Origin of the sequence: Rugamonas fusca (genome assembly GCF_014042365.1) — a bacterium.
Lineage (GTDB): Bacteria > Pseudomonadota > Gammaproteobacteria > Burkholderiales > Burkholderiaceae_D > Rugamonas > Rugamonas fusca.
The window spans coordinates 50,248-65,923 of record NZ_JACEZS010000010.1; the positions used below are offsets into that span (position 1 = coordinate 50,248).

At 55.6% G+C, this 15,676-nt stretch carries 16 protein-coding genes and 2 tRNA genes; 5 read left to right on the forward strand and 13 right to left on the reverse strand.

Annotated features, from left to right (window positions below):
* Positions 1-56: 56 nt before the first annotated feature.
* Complete coding sequence (locus tag H3H36_RS12955) at positions 57-221, reverse strand: hypothetical protein (RefSeq protein WP_182218177.1); 165 nt, start codon at positions 219-221, stop codon at positions 57-59.
* A gap of 310 nt (positions 222-531) precedes the next feature.
* Here H3H36_RS12955 and H3H36_RS12960 point away from each other — a divergent pair, with 310 nt between their 5' ends.
* On the forward strand, positions 532-1,893 hold the full coding sequence (locus tag H3H36_RS12960; RefSeq protein ID WP_182218178.1) for a site-specific integrase: 1,362 nt from the start codon (positions 532-534) through the stop codon (positions 1,891-1,893).
* Here the strand turns inward: H3H36_RS12960 and H3H36_RS12965 are convergent.
* Complete coding sequence (locus H3H36_RS12965) at positions 1,859-2,512, reverse strand: hypothetical protein (protein WP_229219892.1); 654 nt, start codon at positions 2,510-2,512, stop codon at positions 1,859-1,861. The genes H3H36_RS12960 and H3H36_RS12965 overlap by 35 nt on opposite strands.
* Here H3H36_RS12965 and H3H36_RS27725 point away from each other — a divergent pair.
* Together H3H36_RS27725 and H3H36_RS12975 are read left to right on the forward strand one after the other, a co-directional pair.
* On the forward strand, positions 2,433-2,603 hold the full coding sequence (locus H3H36_RS27725) for a helix-turn-helix transcriptional regulator (RefSeq protein ID WP_375539595.1): 171 nt from the start codon (positions 2,433-2,435) through the stop codon (positions 2,601-2,603). The genes H3H36_RS12965 and H3H36_RS27725 overlap by 80 nt on opposite strands.
* Positions 2,600-4,318 carry a DUF927 domain-containing protein gene (locus tag H3H36_RS12975; RefSeq protein WP_182218181.1) on the forward strand — a complete coding sequence of 573 codons (1,719 nt, stop codon included), beginning with the start codon at positions 2,600-2,602 and terminating at the stop codon, positions 4,316-4,318. The genes H3H36_RS27725 and H3H36_RS12975 overlap by 4 nt, the downstream gene beginning before the upstream one ends.
* 538 nt (positions 4,319-4,856) lie before the next feature.
* Here H3H36_RS12975 and H3H36_RS12980 read toward each other — a convergent pair.
* Together H3H36_RS12980 and H3H36_RS12985 are read right to left on the reverse strand one after the other, a co-directional pair.
* On the reverse strand, positions 4,857-5,156 hold the full coding sequence (locus H3H36_RS12980; RefSeq protein WP_182218183.1) for a hypothetical protein: 300 nt from the start codon (positions 5,154-5,156) through the stop codon (positions 4,857-4,859).
* Positions 5,157-5,323: 167 nt separating this feature from the next.
* Complete coding sequence (locus tag H3H36_RS12985) at positions 5,324-6,508, reverse strand: tyrosine-type recombinase/integrase (protein WP_182218185.1); 1,185 nt, start codon at positions 6,506-6,508, stop codon at positions 5,324-5,326.
* A gap of 625 nt (positions 6,509-7,133) precedes the next feature.
* On the opposite strand from H3H36_RS12985, the gene H3H36_RS12990 reads away from it, so the two are divergent.
* Positions 7,134-8,366, forward strand: coding sequence for an AAA family ATPase (locus H3H36_RS12990; protein ID WP_311196631.1), 1,233 nt, complete (start codon positions 7,134-7,136; stop codon positions 8,364-8,366).
* A 329-nt stretch (positions 8,367-8,695) separates the two neighbouring features.
* On the forward strand, positions 8,696-9,988 hold the full coding sequence (gene drt2 / locus H3H36_RS12995; RefSeq protein ID WP_182218190.1) for an antiviral reverse transcriptase Drt2: 1,293 nt from the start codon (positions 8,696-8,698) through the stop codon (positions 9,986-9,988).
* A gap of 87 nt (positions 9,989-10,075) precedes the next feature.
* Here the strand turns inward: drt2 and H3H36_RS13000 are convergent.
* The 9 genes from H3H36_RS13000 to ybgC form a co-directional block, all read right to left on the reverse strand.
* Positions 10,076-10,151: transfer RNA gene (locus H3H36_RS13000), tRNA-Lys, on the reverse strand.
* 29 nt (positions 10,152-10,180) lie between these two features.
* Positions 10,181-10,256, reverse strand: a tRNA-Lys gene (locus tag H3H36_RS13005).
* 120 nt (positions 10,257-10,376) lie between these two features.
* On the reverse strand, positions 10,377-11,132 hold the full coding sequence (gene ybgF, locus H3H36_RS13010; RefSeq protein WP_182218192.1) for a tol-pal system protein YbgF: 756 nt from the start codon (positions 11,130-11,132) through the stop codon (positions 10,377-10,379).
* A gap of 107 nt (positions 11,133-11,239) precedes the next feature.
* Positions 11,240-11,764: a peptidoglycan-associated lipoprotein Pal gene (gene pal, locus H3H36_RS13015; protein ID WP_182218195.1), complete on the reverse strand. Its 525-nt coding sequence runs from the start codon at positions 11,762-11,764 to the stop codon at positions 11,240-11,242.
* 30 nt (positions 11,765-11,794) lie between these two features.
* Positions 11,795-13,069 (reverse strand): Tol-Pal system beta propeller repeat protein TolB, encoded by a 1,275-nt coding sequence (gene tolB / locus H3H36_RS13020; protein WP_182218197.1) that lies wholly within the window; start codon positions 13,067-13,069, stop codon positions 11,795-11,797.
* Entirely contained in the window at positions 13,069-14,010 is a 942-nt protein-coding gene (gene tolA, locus H3H36_RS13025) for a cell envelope integrity protein TolA (RefSeq protein ID WP_182218199.1), read from the reverse strand. Before tolA ends, tolB begins: the two co-directional genes overlap by 1 nt.
* Before the next feature lie 8 nt (positions 14,011-14,018).
* The gene (locus tag H3H36_RS13030) at positions 14,019-14,456 is read right to left on the reverse strand and encodes an ExbD/TolR family protein (RefSeq protein ID WP_229219894.1); all 438 of its coding nucleotides are present in this window, start codon (positions 14,454-14,456) and stop codon (positions 14,019-14,021) included.
* Positions 14,457-14,472: 16 nt separating this feature from the next.
* On the reverse strand, positions 14,473-15,162 hold the full coding sequence (tolQ, locus tag H3H36_RS13035) for a protein TolQ (protein ID WP_182160202.1): 690 nt from the start codon (positions 15,160-15,162) through the stop codon (positions 14,473-14,475).
* A 30-nt stretch (positions 15,163-15,192) separates the two neighbouring features.
* Entirely contained in the window at positions 15,193-15,603 is a 411-nt protein-coding gene (ybgC, locus tag H3H36_RS13040) for a tol-pal system-associated acyl-CoA thioesterase (protein ID WP_182218201.1), read from the reverse strand.
* Positions 15,604-15,676: the final 73 nt, after the last annotated feature.

Sequence of the window (15,676 nt, forward strand, 5' to 3'; positions counted from 1 at the left end):
TTTTGATGGGGGAAGAGGCGGGGGCAGCTTCGTTTACCTTCGCCCGATGTGTGACCTTAGCGGCGGTAGCTAAAGGCGAACGATATGTCGAGACTGCGCGGCAACACGGCGCGTTTGATGTCGGGCAGGGACGTGCTAACGGCAACGTTGCGGTTGGTGGAAATGGTTTTAGGTTTGGTGCTTTGCCATTGCCAGGTGGGCGTGGCGGTAACTTTCAGCATCGTGGATTTTCCTTGGCGAGTATTCAGAATGGATAAAGCCGCAAGCCTTGTGCTTGCTTGCAGCTCTCGTGGCGCTAACCAAGAAAATGATATATGTCCGTGATATGTGCTCTTTCGCTGACGTGCCGTGCTGGCGCTTTGCACACTCTGCACACCAAAGCGGCGTGAGGGATAGAGCGGTGTAATCTCCCTCTATATATGTTGCTCATTTTGGATCTAGGTGTTCAAGGCGGGAGAGGGGTGCTTGATCGTCCTTTTTGAGGTGGGAAAGGGAGGCAATTCGATTTAAGGACTTTCTCGGAGCGTCGCCATGTTGCACGTCAATTGGCGCTGCTGCCTGTTGTCGGTGCGTAGCGCATCGAAGCTCGAAAAAAAAAATCGCCGCTCCATGATTGAGCTTGACTGGGCTGGATGCGTGGTGGAAGGGCAGTCTGTATCATCGGTCTTGGTAGTTCTAGTAGAGGACTATCAGCCCATGAAATTGCCACACCCCCAAAAAATAGAAACTCAGTTCTGCTTCACGAAGGCCACGTTGAGCGCGAAGGTTGATGAATTTGTCCGACTCAGCGCGAAGGAACAATTGGATTGCTATGACAGCAAAGCTGTCGGTTTGATCGCGACGATTTACCGTAATGGTCGAATTAATTTTCGCGCTCGGGTTTCTCTGGGGCGCTCACGCCCGTCCGTTTCGCTGGGGGACTACAGCCCGCAATTCACAGTAGAGCAGGCCCGGGCGGCCTGTGCCAGCGCGCGCTTGCTAGCAGCAAGCGGCATTGATCCTCGCAGCGAAATGCGAAGGGCCATGACCTTCACCGAATTGTTCACGACGGTTTATACCCCGCTGGCGCAGCGCAAGCGTAGCTGGAAAGACGATGTGCAGAAGTTTGAGCGCTGGCTGCGACGCCGTTTTGGCAACATGCCGGTGTCTTCTATTACGTCTACGCATATTTCCGAATTCTTGACTATGCTGGAGAAAAAGGAGCAGCTTGCGCCGGCCACCGTTAACAGGTATCGAGCCTTGATGTGCGCTGTATTCCGCGTCGCACGAGATGAGGGAATCATTTCGCACAATCCGACCAAAAATGTCCCGCAGCTTACCGAAGGCGCTCCACGCAAGAGGGTAATTGATGACGACGAATTGAAGGCATTCGTCGCTGCATGCGAGGCTGATGGTAGTCAGGCCAGCACCTTGTTTATGTTGCTGCTCTCGACGGGCGTTCGTCTAGGTGAGGCGCTGGGGGCGAAAGTGAGCGATGTAGATGTTGACTCCGGCGTCTGGCGCTTACCGCAAACGAAAGCCGGAGAGGAGCAGATCGTGCATCTCAGTATGGCTGCGCGTGGATTACTCGGGAAGATTATTGATGACCGGACATCAGGTTTTCTTTTTCCTGGAAAAATTCCTGGACAGCCGATGACTCGACCGGCAAAGGCATTCGCTCGTATTTGTGCGAGTGCTGGTGTTGATGGCAGCGATGGTCAAGTGCCGTTGGTGATACATGATTTGCGACGCTCGTTCTGTTCGATATTGGCGCGACGTGGCGTTGAGCCAGCGAAGTTGATGAAGCTGATGCGTCACTCTTCGATAAACGTCACCATGAAGTATTACACGCACCTGCAGGATCGCGCCTTGGTAGAAGCTAGCGATATCGTCGGCGGGCTGCTAACAAGTTAACGCCGCTTGCACAGTTTGCACAGCGAAGGATGTAGGAGGGGGAAGGGAGATTGCACCTTCCTCTTTTTTTATGCTCTCTTGTGATGGCTGTTGCATTTATGCCGCAGCAAAAAAATATTTTGGTCAAGCACACCCTCTCGTACTTCACGTCGATGCCGAGTACTTTGTGGACTTTGAGCAAGGAGACATCGGGGCGCGTAATGGTGACGGTACTTTCGTCAACGATTTCCGCGAACAAAACCTTGTGTTCCATTTTGTTCTTAGGAAGTCGTTGAACCTGCTGATCTGAGATGGCGTTCATGCTTTGGCGCGGGTGAATGCGGCTCGTCTTCGAGGAGAAGTGGGGGCTTGCGGCGCGACAGAATTTCTCAGTATCATGCAGTTCATTGGTGACACGACGCTCACCGCGAGCAAGTAGATTTCCTGCTGGCTCATCGCGTTCTTTAACAACTGATGCAGGGAAATCGGATTCGAAGAGTTTTTTTTTTGGATCTAATATGGAAAGAATTAATACCGCCGCCATGCTCACCACGGAGCAGGTGGCAGCGATACTCAATGTAAAAGCGGGAACCCTGGAGAAGGCACGCAGTACAGGTGTTGGTGATTTTCCTCCGTTCATTCGCTTTTGTCGAACAGTGCGCTATGTAAAAGCTGACGTTGATGCGTGGATTGCATCTCATCGCGTCGATCTGCGGGAGGGGATGGCATGAGTATCCCAAAGCCGCCTGCTACTCATTTTAATGGTTATTATTTGAGGGACAGGCACGTCACGTATGACACGAAAAAAGGTGAGATCGAGTTGATGACTGGCTGGGTCTGGATTGCTGAGCCGGTGTCATGTCCTGTTACGGGGAATATGTCTTATCTGTTGGAGGTTCAGCCTATTGGCCGAGAACGCTCTACGCTGCTTGTTAAGCCCGAGGATATGAATGCCAAGTACTTGAAGAAGGCACTTGGTCAGCGTGGCATCATTGTTCATCATGAGAGCAAGTTGCCGCACTACCTTAGCATGACGGCGTCGTATAGCGATTACACGGAAAAGGTACCTCGGATTCTTATCGAGAGTCCAGGGTGGTTCGCCAACGGGCAGGGCTTCTACACTGGTCGGAAAGTTATTCGAGCTCAGGGCGTTGATGAGTCTCGTTATCGCCTTGAACCAATTAGCCGTGCGCCTGTTGCTGTAAAAGGATCGGTGGAGGATTGGAAGGAAAATATCGGCGTTCACGCGCAGAACAACCCTGTGATTCTGACGTCATCGTGTATTTTTATCGCTAGTCCTTTTCTTCGAATGATGGGACTAGGCACACGCCTAGTTAACATCCATGGTTCGAAGGGGACGGGGAAAACTTTATGCTCTCAGATTGGTGCGTCGATTTGGGGGAACGGAACTGATCCAGCTGCCGGACTCTACAGCGAAGATGCTCCGTATGTGACGAAGTTCTCGACCACGATGAACGGCATAGAGCCTCTTCTTGCACGCTATAGCCCGCTGCCGATTGCGTTGGACGAGATGACTGAGCAGACCGCCGAAACGGTTGGCGAACTTCTCTACAAGATCGCATCGGGGGAAGGGAAGCACCGGATGACATCTCAGATGGAGGCTGCTGCGGTTAATCGGTGGTTGCTCACGATTATTGCGACCTCGGAGAAGGGCGTCGCCGATGCCGTAAAGGCTGGAGGTAAGGCTCTACTCGGTGGGCAACAAGATCGGGCGATTGATATCCCAATCGATCGCATTGGAGTCATCAGCAACTTTGGTGACTTCAATGGCTTCCCAGAACTAACCCGGCATTTGAAGAAGGCCTGCGGCGACTACTACGGTGCGCCTGGAGAGGCCATTCTTCAATTTGCATGTGACAACCCAGAGTTGGTACGAGATGTGATCTCGATGGCTCCGGAAATCGAAGAGCGCTTGATGCCACCTAATTGTGGCGATGGCGAGCGACGAATTGTGAAGTTCCTAGCCGCTGCTGTTGTGGCTGGAAACCTCGCTATTCTGGCGGGTGTGCTGGACTGTGAACCCGAAGTTGTCGAGAATGCTGTGAAGCTGATCGTCATGGAATGGTGGCATGGTCGCGGCGGAAGTTTGCGCCGAATTGCTGAATTCTTGTCCGCAAATTATGCGGATGTGAAGGAGCACGCGCCAGTACGTCGATCGTCTGCGAAAGCATTCATCGACGGCAACCTTATCATCATTCCTGATCATGTTTTCGACAATGAGTTTGGGGATGAGGCAAAGGGCATCATTGCCGAACTTGTGGGTTTGAATGCACTGATCCGCGAACAAGACAAGCGGAACAAGTCTCGGTTCTGCAACAACTCGCTTTATGCTTATGTCATTAAGCTGGATCGGGTCGAGCCGATCTTGATGGAACTGGAAGATCGCGAGAACGATTCTGATGGCGAAGTTTCAGGTCAAATTTAATTGACCATACATACATGCCGCAGCCCAAAGCTGCGGGTTCTTAGCCGTTGCACTTGACGTGCGCGGCGCAGAGTGGCCGAATGCAGCTGCGCAACGCATGCTATTCCTCTGCCGCTAACGTTGGAGAATTTCGATGGAAATTACTCTGGAAATAGGTACCGATTTCACTGCATCAGTATGTTAATAGGTCTGCATCGCCATTTACGGTGCAGCCAATTGGTGGGGAAAGTGTAGACTGCCAAAGTGCGTATTAGGTGTTTTAGCCGGGAAAAGACGAGGGCAAGGTTAGATAGATTACTTACCCGTATTCGGACATACTCGAAGTCTCGGCAAAGTGGCCCTCTAACTGCGTAATTCGCATCATCTTTCCCTCATTAATTGGTCAATCTGACCAAATCGAATTTTTCATATTTTCCTGCACACCTTGCACAGTAGCGGCGAGGGCAGCAAAGAAAAGACGCTCAAGCAACCTGGGCGATTTTGACGGGTATGGTGAACCTATCGCTTTGCTGCGGATGGCTAGACTGAACCGCTGCGGCTACGCATCGTTCATGTAGTGTGAGCACATAGCGATAATGTCGGCCAGTTTGCTGGCGTCGGGGCGCTCAGCGAGAACATCTTTTACTAGGGCGATTTGACCACGACTTGGGACTATCTCGATTACGCTATGCTCCATCCACGCGATGAGCTTGGCCTTCAGCTCTGCGGGCGGCAGGGTCATAACTTCTTTGCGGGATGGTACGGCCAGGTTTCCCCCTTTGCGGCCGGTTGCTGTGTGTTGACGCGCAGCATTGAGGTTTTCTTCTGGAGTCCCAAAGAAATCTGAGTTATTTGGCATAGATGTTTCTAGATGTTCTAGGAGCCTAAAATCATAGCACTAGGATAGGCAGAAACTGGCCTGAATATGATTTCATTTTTTGCACACCCTGCACAACAACGGCGAGGGTAGCAAAAAAAATCGCTCAAGTAAGCCTTAGGCGATTTTAATGTGAAGGGACGAATACTTCACGGTACAGCAGATGTCCCTGACTGGGCTGCTGCGATAATGGTAGAAACGTGGGAGCTAGCCCTTCTTAAGTTATCAGAAGATAAATGTGAGTAACGCAATGTTGTCTTACTGTCACTATGGCCAAGCAAATGCTGTACTTCATATAATGATGCCCCGTTGTTAATTGCTAAGCTGGCAAATGAATGGCGTAAGTCATGGATTCTCCAACCGCTCAGCCCGGCCCGCTTTTGAGCGCGTTGGAACCCTTTATACGGATTACAGATAGGTGTGCCAGGGGTTCGGCCTTGGAACACATAAACTGTTGACTCCGATCGTGGACGGTCCCTTAGTACGGCCAGGGCTGCGTCGTTAAGCAGCACGAATCGGCTTTTGCCGCTTTTCGTATGAGGTAGATACCATTGCCGCTTGTCGATATCTATGGCGTCCCAGCGTGCGTTGAGCACTTCGGAACGCCGTGCGCCGGTCATTAAGAGGAAGCGCAGCGCATCAGCCAGCGCTTTGTTTGGCTCGTCCTTAAGTGCAGAGAGAAAAGCCCGAAGTTCTTCACCAGACAGGTAACGGTGCCGTTGGTTATTTTCTTGGTGCATGCGGATGCCGCGTACAGGATTGCGACCGTCGAGCTTGCCCCAAATGATAGCCAGGTTAAAGCAGCGTTTGAGCAGTGCCAGATGGCGGTTTGCCGTAGCCGCACACTTCTGCACACGCAAGCGATCATGAAGCTGCTGGATGGCGTGGCTGGTGATGTCGGCCAGCGGTAGGTCGCCCAGCTCAGGCAGGATGTTGCGCATACGGCCCTCGTCGTCCTTGGCGCTTCTTTTCGTCGCGTAGGCGTGCGGCAAGTAGTCGTCCTTGACGAATGCCCTAAGTGTCAGCGCCGATTGCTGGGCGGCGGCTTGCTCGTGCTGCGGGTCAATGCCGTTGGCAATTTTCCCGCGATACTCCAGCGCCCGGTGTCTGGCATCTGCGACTTCCATCTGGGGATAATCTCCCAGCTTCATGCTGCGTTTTGAGCCGTTGATAGTGTAGCGGAGGAGGAAATATTTTCTACCCTTGCGGTTGACGATGACGCGCAGACCGGCAACCTCTGTGTCGGAGTATTCGCTTTCTTTGGACTTTGCGTCTTCAGGATGTGCGGGCAGGGCGTCGATCAACTTCTTATTGAAGCGGAACTGTTTACTCATACATTGAGTTTCCTTTCTGGTTAGGTTGGTGTGATGGGCGGCAGCTTGCGTGCCGAGAAGTTCGAATCCGTGGATCTTGGCGCAGCTAAAGGCGCACTGCGCGAATGCGCGTGGACCTGCGTCGCACATTGCCTGCTGAACGAGACGTCGGAATTGGAACTTGCCTTGTCTGGTCTATTTCTGGTCGTGTCGGGCGTGGTTCCGGCGTTGCCTACGAAAGCGGACTGCACACTTTGCACAGCGCGGCAAGGTATCCGTTATGGAGGCGGTGGAGGGCGGAAATATTTTTACCGTTATCCTTTTTGCATGTACACTTGCCTGAAATATCCGTCAGGCCAGATGCCTTGCTAATATGCCATCCAAAATCACAATAAATAATTTGCGCCATATTTCCCGCTTAGAGTTCACCATTCCAAGGCAAGGTGTTTGGCTCCTCACGGGCAGCAACGGAACAGGAAAAACCTCTCTCTTGGGCTGTCTGAGGCGTATCGGTTTTAAGAACGCTTTCCCATCGCATTTCCCTGCGTCGCGAATGTCCGACCAAGTAGATTCTTGCGAGGGGGCATCTATACAATACGAAACTCCGGGCGGGTTGGTGACGTACACCTACAGGACAGAAAGGTGGGTGCCGTTACCTAAAGCGAACAGTAATGTTCTTGAGACTCTTAATTATCCATCGGTGGTTTATATCGCGGCAAATGCCGATCGTATTGAGCCTAATAAGGATGATTTTTCGCCGAGAAAGGTTCGAGCTGCACGGAACGATATTATTACTGCGGCCAATCAAATATTTTGTACTGATAAATTTGATGCCTTAAAGACTATTAATGTACGTAAGGGTGTAGGAAATTCTGCATTCCTAATTGAGTTACCCAGTGTAGGTAAGCAGAAAAAGAGCTATTTCTCCGAAAAGAATTTGAGCTTAGGTGAGCTTTGCATTCTGAAGTTGCTGAAGATGCTCGCGGACTGTCCGCGTGGTTCATTGGTACTGATCGATGAACTTGAGTTGGCATTGCATCCTACTGCTCAGACGGAGTTGTTGAAATATTTGGAGCAAATCGCGGGCGAAAAGAATTTGACCGTAATTGTCTCAACGCACTCTGCTACCTTGATTAAACAGGCGGCGAGGAGGCAGATATTGTTTCTGCAAGCGGGTGAAGATGGAAAGGTATCTTGTGCCGAAAATTGCTTCCCTTCGTTCGTTTTAGGGGCTCTTGCCTATCGCGAAGAGGCGGCATCTGATGTGGTTATTTACGTAGAAGATGAAGCGGCGCGGATTGTGGTTGAGCAACTTTCACGCAGATTTATCGGTGACCAGTTCAGGGATGCTGCCACTGTGCCTAGCGTAAATGCGATTCCTGTCGGTGGTTTCGTGAATGTTATTCGGTTTTTTGTGCGACAGAAGCCGCTGTTGCCTTCTGTCACAAGAGCGTATGTGATGCTAGATGCCGATGCGGAGCCGTTATTGGACAACGCGCAGGTCGAGGATATCGTCCGGATTTATCGCAACGAGCGTGCGTCCATTTCGTTTCTGCCCTTTACCCCGGAGGTCGGGTTAGTTCGATTTTTAGTGGATCATCGTGCCGCTACGCTGACCAAATTGCGCCAACACTTCATGTTGAATACGCTTTCCCTACGGGCCGTAGATTTGGCGCAAGCGCCGGCACCTGGCGTGGCGAATGAGCGAGATCTATGCAAAGCGGTTGTCGACAGCATTTGTACGTTGCTTACCGATCAGTTGCCCAATACGTCCGAATCCGAAGTGCGGGGTACGTTGTTCAAACTGCTAGCTGAGCATGTATTCGCGACAGAGCGGCCGCAAGTGATGAGGTTGTTTGGGCCGGTGATCCGAGGCTGAGGCGAAGCATGTTCGCAGGAATTATTGCACTTGAGGTCGAAAGATGATGGTATAGTAATACTGCTCCACGTAAAGACGTGGAGGTGTGTTACAAGTTGTCAAGTCCGACCGGCAGCGTGATCGCCAGGACGATTGATAGCAGAGCGATGACAGGATTCCGCAAGGATACCTCCAGTAGCATGTGAACATTGTACGTCATTCCTAACATATGCGGCGCGGCCCCTCTTGGGGCGAGATGGTAAGAAGATTACTTGGTTTATCCGGAAGGGCGGTTAGTAGAATGCCGCCATCTTAGCCCTTCCGGTTTGCTAGCTTAAGGCGTTTCGCAGATGCAGACGACTAGAGAGCCTTGGTTCCGTAGAAGAGGGTATCTTCACTTTGATCGTCCCGTAGGCCAAGCGGCGGCGCTAACTATCGTTAGTGATCCTGTTCGCGTCGCTCAGCGTAGTTTTTTTCCCTTCCTTGACTTCGATATCCTCAGTACCAAAGTAAAGTGGGATGACGATCTGAAGCGGTTAGTGCGAAAGCGCAAGGAGCGGAAGGTCGCTTATGCATCGCATATCGACAGTCACATCTACTCTTATTATTGCCAATTGCTGTCTGCTCGATATGAGCAGGAATTGACTGGGCGCGGCCTAGGGGATTGCGTTTTAGCCTTTCGCTCGCTAGGGAAAAGTAATATCCACTTTGCTGCGGAAGGGTTTGCAGAGATCTCGCGACGTAGCAATTGCTTTGTCCTTGGCCTGGATATTCGCGGTTTCTTCGATACGTTGGATCACAAAATATTAAAGTCGGCCTGGATGTCAGTTCTGGGTGTGGGGCAGCTATCTCCTGATCACTACGCGGTATATAAAGCCATCACTCGATTCTCGATGGTGAATCTCGACTCGGTGTTGGAACTGCTTGGTATATCGAAGAATAACCCGAGAAAAGGCCGTAATCGCCTGTGCAGCCCTGAGGACTTTCGGGATAAAGTCCGTCCCTCAGGAATGATTCGGGCAAATAGTACCGGAAAAGGAATCCCGCAAGGCTCGTCAATCAGCGCACTGCTATCAAATATCTATATGCTAGAGTTTGATTGTTTCATCAATGAATATGTTGCGGGATTGGGAGGAAAGTATTTTAGGTATTGTGACGATATGTTGTTTGTATTGCCACTGGCCGCGAAATCTACCTGCGAGGCAGTTATTAAGGATGCTATTTCCAAGTGTCAGCTGGAGCTTCAGGATACCAAGACAGAGCGCCGTGATTTTGTGACACGGGAAGGTCGCTTGGTGACGGACAAGCCTCTCCAGTATTTGGGTTTTCTCTTTGACGGTGAGCGGATTTATCTTCGGTCAGCCTCTCTCGCAAGATACTCAGACCGGCTCACGAGGGGTGTGCACTTAGCGAAAGCAACCATGAGAAAGCGCAATCGGGCGCGAGTTGCGCGAGGAGAGGACCCCCGCCCGCTCTTCACGGGAAATCTCATGCGGCGTTATACCTACTTCGGGAGGCGGAACTTCATTAGCTATGGATATCGGGCGGCCAAGATAATGAACTCGCAGAGTATCAGGAGGCAGCTCCGGCCTTTATGGGGGAAGTTCCAGTTAGCTTTGAAGGAGGAGCGACGAAAACGATAGGGGGGGCAGAGGCTTCGTGCTGACCAGAGAGCGACCAGAAACAAAAAAGCCCACGAACCGAAATTCGTGGGCTTCCTTGATAATTCTTGGTAGGCCGTGCGGGATTCGAACCTGCGACCAACGGATTAAAAGTCCGCTGCTCTACCAGCTGAGCTAACGACCCAAAGGTATGAAACCTTGGCTTCTTTCGAGTGGTAGGCCGTGCGGGATTCGAACCTGCGACCAACGGATTAAAAGTCCGCTGCTCTACCAGCTGAGCTAACGACCCCCGAAAGAAGCAAGATTATAGGGAACGGCGGCGCGCCTGTCAAATGCCTCGCGGACTTTTATGTTGATGCGCCGCCATGACGGTGCAGGGCGGCCCGTCCCCGGCACAAGCAGCCCACGCTTACTTGCCCTTCAGGCGTTCCTTGGCCGTGGCCGCCGCGCTCGAGTCGGGGTATTGCTTGATCAGTTCCTGCAGCGTCTTCTTGGCCGCCTTGTCCTTGAGCTCGGTCTGGCAGCTGGCGATGTTGAGCATGGCGTCGGCCGCCTTGGGGCTGTCCGCGTAGGACTTGAGCACCACCATTTGCGCGGCGATGGCGTTCTTGCAATCGCGCTGGGCGTAGTAGGCGTTGCCCAGCCAGTATTGGGCGTTGGCCGCGTAGCCCGATTCCGGGTAGCGGTGCACGAATTCGGCAAGGGCCGCGCCGGCCATCTTGTAGTCGCCGGACTTGAACAGCTGCATGGCCGCTTCATACGTCTTCTGCTCGTTCGGGTCCACCTGTGCCGCCTTGCCGTCGATGGTCACTTCGTGCGGTTCCAGCTTGCGCAGGCGCGCGTCGAGGTCCACGTAGAAATCCTTCTGGCGCTTCTGGGCGTTGGCCAGTTCGTTGGCCAGCACTTCGATCTGGCCGCGCAGCTTGGCGATTTCCTGCGCCGTCAGCTCGTTCTGGCTGACCAGGTCCAGCGTGCTCGATTTGTCGGATTTGGTGTCGATACGTGCGTTCAGGGTCTGCGCCAGCGCGTCGACCTTGGTGCGCAGGTCCAGGATGGCTTTGCGCGCTTCGTCGTCGTCGAACACGCCAGCGCCGGCGTGCAGGGGCAGGAAGGCGAACGCGGCCAGCAGCGCGGCCGCCAGGCTGGATTTGGTAGGTTTCATCATGTAGGCGCTTTCAATTCGGTCGGACAAATGGAAACGGGGCGGGCACAGTGATCTGCGCGCCGCCCCGTATTATGCCTGCGACCCGTTCAGGTCAGGCATCATTTTGATTACTTGTAGACGATGTCGGCACGGCGGTTTTGCGCCCATGCGGCTTCGTCGTGGCCTTCGGCTTTAGGCTTTTCCTTGCCCAGCGAGACGGCTTCGATTTGCGACTCAGGCACGCCCAGGGCGCCCATGGCCTTGCGCACGGCTTCGGCGCGCTTCTGGCCCAGGGCCAGGTTGTACTCGGCGCCGCCGCGTTCGTCGGTGTTGCCTTGGATCAGGATGTTGCGCTGCTTGTTCTTGGTCAGGTAGGCCGCGTGGTTTTCCACCACTGGCTTGCCGTCGGCGCGCACGACGTAGCTGTCGAAGTCGAAGTAGACGCTGCGGTTAGCCAGCACGCCCTTGGGATCGTCCAGCGGATCGATCGACTTGGTTTCCACTGGCGCGACGGTACGGGTGTCGGCGGCCGGTGCCGGTGCGGGCTTGCTCTCGACCACGGGTGCAGGCTCGGACAGTTTGACCGGGGTGCTGCAAGCGGACAGAATCGCTGCGGTGGTGAGGGCGAAGGCTAAGCTGCTGAGTTTACGCATGTTGACTCTCCTGGTTGTAAATGAAGGATTTTACTGCATGAAAGGACCCCAGGTGGGCTCCTTGATGTTGCCCGCCTGGGTGGTCAGGCGTTGCTTGACACGGCCGTCGACCGACACCACGGCCAGCGACTTGCGTCGGCCCGATTCGGTGGCGTACATGATGTACTTGCCATTGGGCGCGAAGCTCGGCGCTTCGTCGCTGGTGGTGTCGGACAGGCGCTGCTCCTGGCCCGAGGCCAGGTCCAGCACGTACAGCTGGAAATTGCCGTCGCGGCGCGAGATGTAGGCCAGCGTCTTGCCATCGGGCGAGATGCGCGGGCTGATGTTGTAGCTGCCGCCGAAGGTGACGCGCTGGGCGTCGCCGCCCGTCGGGCTCATGCGGTAGATCTGCGGGCCGCCGCTGCGGTCGCTCGTGAAGTAGATGCTCTGGCCATCGGCCGACCATTTCGGTTCCGTGTCGATGCCGGCGCTGTTGGAGATGCGGCGCAGGCCGCTGCCGTCCGCGTTGACGGTGTAGACCTGGGTGTGGCCATCCTTGGACAGGGCCACGGCCAGCTTGCTGCCGTCGGGCGACCAGGCCGGCGCCGAGTTGCTGCCTTTTTCATTGGCCACCACGGTGCGCGCGCGCGTGATCAGGTTTTGCACGTAGACCACGGGCTTGCGTTGTTCAAACGAGACATAGGCCACCTTGGTGCCGTCCGGCGACCAGGCTGGCGAAATGATCGGTTCGTTCGAGCGCAGCGCCAGCTGCACGCCTTCGCCGTCGGCGTCGGCCACTTCCAGCCGGTAGTTGCGGCCTTCCTGGGTCACGTAGGCGATGCGGGTCGAGAACGCGCCGCGCACGCCGGTCAGCTTGAGGAAGATGTCGTCGGCGATCTTGTGCGCCGCCAGGCGCGCGAACTGGGGCGGGGTGGCCTGGTCCAGCTGCGACAGCTTGTTCGACTTGATGGTGTCGAGCAGCTTGTAGCGCACGTCGTAGCGGCCGTCGGCCAGTTGCTGCACCGTGCCCACCACCAGCGCGTCGGCGCCGCGCGCCTTCCAGGCGCTGTAGTCGACGTTGTTGACATCGTTGATGGTGCCGGCGTCGATCACCTTGAACGCGCCGCTGCGTTCCAGGTCGGCCTTGATGATGGCCGACATCTGCTGGGGCGCCACGTTCTCGTCGGCGAAGGTGGCCACGGCCACCGGGATCTGGTTGCTGCCGACGCCGGAAATTTCAATCCGCATCTGGGCGTGCGCGGCGCCGGCGGCGATGGCCAGGCCGGCGTAGATGACGCAATGGGTAATTTTTTTCATGGTAGCCATCAATGTAAATCCTTCATATTGAAATCGGTGTCGAAATCACGCACCACCGTACCATCTTTTTTCTTCGGCAGCGGCGACGATTTCCAGATCGCGTTTTCCACCGCCGTGTCGTAGGCCGCGTTGCCGCTGCCCTTGGTCTTGCGCACCGAGATGATTTCGCCGGTGGGCAGCTGCGCAATATGGAACGACGCCTTCAGGGTGTCGTCCGTGCCGCTGTAGACCAGGTTGCTCTTGATCTTGCCACGGATGGCCGCCTCGTAGCCGCCGTCGGAACGGGGGCCGGTGGACTTGGCCGCCGTGCCGCTGGTGCCCGCGCCGACGGCGCCGGTGATGCGGCTCATCTCGGCCGCGCGCGCCTTCTCGGCCGCCTTATCCGCCTTGGCCTTGGCTTCCTTGTCCGCCTTCAGCTTCTTCTCGGCTTGTTCCTTCTTCTCTTTCTTTTCCTTTTCTTCCTTGGCCTTTTGCTCTTCCAGCTTCTTCTCGGCTTTTTCCTTCTCGGCCTTCTCCTTTTCAGCCTTGAGCTTGGCCTGCTTTTCCTCTTCCTTGCGCAGCTGTTCCTTCTTCAGCTGTTCCTTCTTGAGTTCTTCCTGCTTTTCCTTCTCGGCCTTGAGCCTGGCCTTCAGGCGTTCGAGCGCGATGTCCGGCGCCTTGGGTTCGGGCTTGACTTCGTCGGGCGGCGCCATGGGCGCCGGCGGCGGCTTCACTTCCGGCGCCGGTTCCGGTTCCGCTTCGGACGCGGGTGGCGCCGGCGGCGCGGCCTCCTGCACCTTCATGTCCCACACTTCCGCCTCCACGGCCACCGGCTCGTTGCTTTGCCAGTGCACCCCCACCCACAGGAACAGGATCAGCAGCGCGTGCATGGCCACGGCCATGGTGACCGAGCGCAGGCCGTCATGCTCCTTGGGGACCTTGTACGGGCCGCTGCTTGTTGCGTGCTTCATCGTCTGCATTACTTGGTTGCCAGGCCCACGCGGTTGATGCCCATCTTCTTCGCTTCCGAAATCAGCTGGATCACGTCGTCGTATTTGCTGTCCTTGTCGCCGGCGATCAGCACCGGATAGTCGGGATGGTCGTCATGCAACGTGCGCAGCTTGCGCACCAGCGCCTCGCGGTTGGGTGCCGTTTCGGGCGCGTCCGGGTCCTTGCCCTGCACGCCGATCGACAGCGCGCCATTGGGCTTGATGACGACCTGGATGTAGTCATCGGGCGGACGGGTGGTCTTTTCCGCGTTGGGCAGGTTGACCACGCTTGGGTTGTTGGACGACGGCATCACCATGAAGATGATGAGCAGCACCAGCATCACGTCGATGTAGGGCACGACGTTGATCTCGGACTTGAGCTTGCGGCCGCGGCCGCCGCGCATGCTGCTGTTGAAAGAGGAAGCCATGATGGTGCTGCCTTAATTAGCGCGACTGGCGTTGCAGGATGTTCGAGAATTCTTCCACGAAGCTCTCGAAGCGGATCGCCAGGCGGTCGATGTCATGCGAAAAACGGTTGTACGCGACCACGGCCGGAATCGCCGCGAACAGGCCGATGGCGGTGGCGATCAGCGCTTCGGCAATGCCGGGCGCCACGGCCGCCAGCGTGGCTTGCTGCACGTTGGCCAGGCCGCGGAAGGCGTTCATGATGCCCCACACGGTACCGAGCAGGCCGATGTAGGGCGACACGGAGCCGACCGAGGCGAGGAAGGCCAGGTGCGATTCGAGCGCGTCCATTTCGCGCTGGAAGGCGGCGCGCATGGCGCGGCGGGCGCCATCGAGCACGGCGCCCACGTCGAGCGCGTCGCGGCTGCCGTAGGACGCCTTGCCCTTGATGAACTCGCCCATGCCGGCCTCGAAGATGCGGGCCAGCGCGCCGCTGTTGGCGCGGTCCTTGCCGGCGTTCTGGTGCAGCGCGTGCAGGTTGCCGCCGGCCCAGAAGGTCTTTTCGAATTCGATGGTCTGGCGGCGCGCGGCACGCACGGCGTACATCTTGCGGAAGATATAGGTCCAGCTGGTCAGCGAAATGCCGAACAGCAGCGCCATGATCAGCTGCACGATCAGGTGGGCGTTGGTGATGAGGGACAGGAAGGACAGGTCTTGGGTGACGTTCATGGGCTTACGGTCTGGGTGAAAAGGGCGGCTTCAGGATGGCATGACGCCGCGCATGCGGGCGGCGACTTCGGGCGGCACGGCGCGCGGACGCAGCGCGGAATCGACACAGCCCACCTTGACGTGGGCCGTGTTGAGTAACTGCTCGCCGCACCACACTTGTTGTTCAAACAGGATCGAGGCGCGGCCCATTTTCGCGATCTTGAGCGTTAATTTTAGTACATCGTCGAGCTTGGCCGGCGCGTGATACTCGGCGCTGACGTTCTTGACGACGAACATGGCGTCATGTTCCTGCAGCAGCGCGTGCTGGTTCACGTCGATGGCGCGCAGCCATTCCGTACGGGCGCGCTCATAGAACTTCAGGTAATTTGCGTAATAGACAATACCGCCGGCGTCCGTGTCTTCGTAGTAGACGCGGACATTCCAGGTGAACTCTGCAGACATGTTGGATTTGCTACTAGTGAGATTGAGCAACATTTTACGCGACTTTGTTGTCGGGATTGAAGCGGACAGCCGA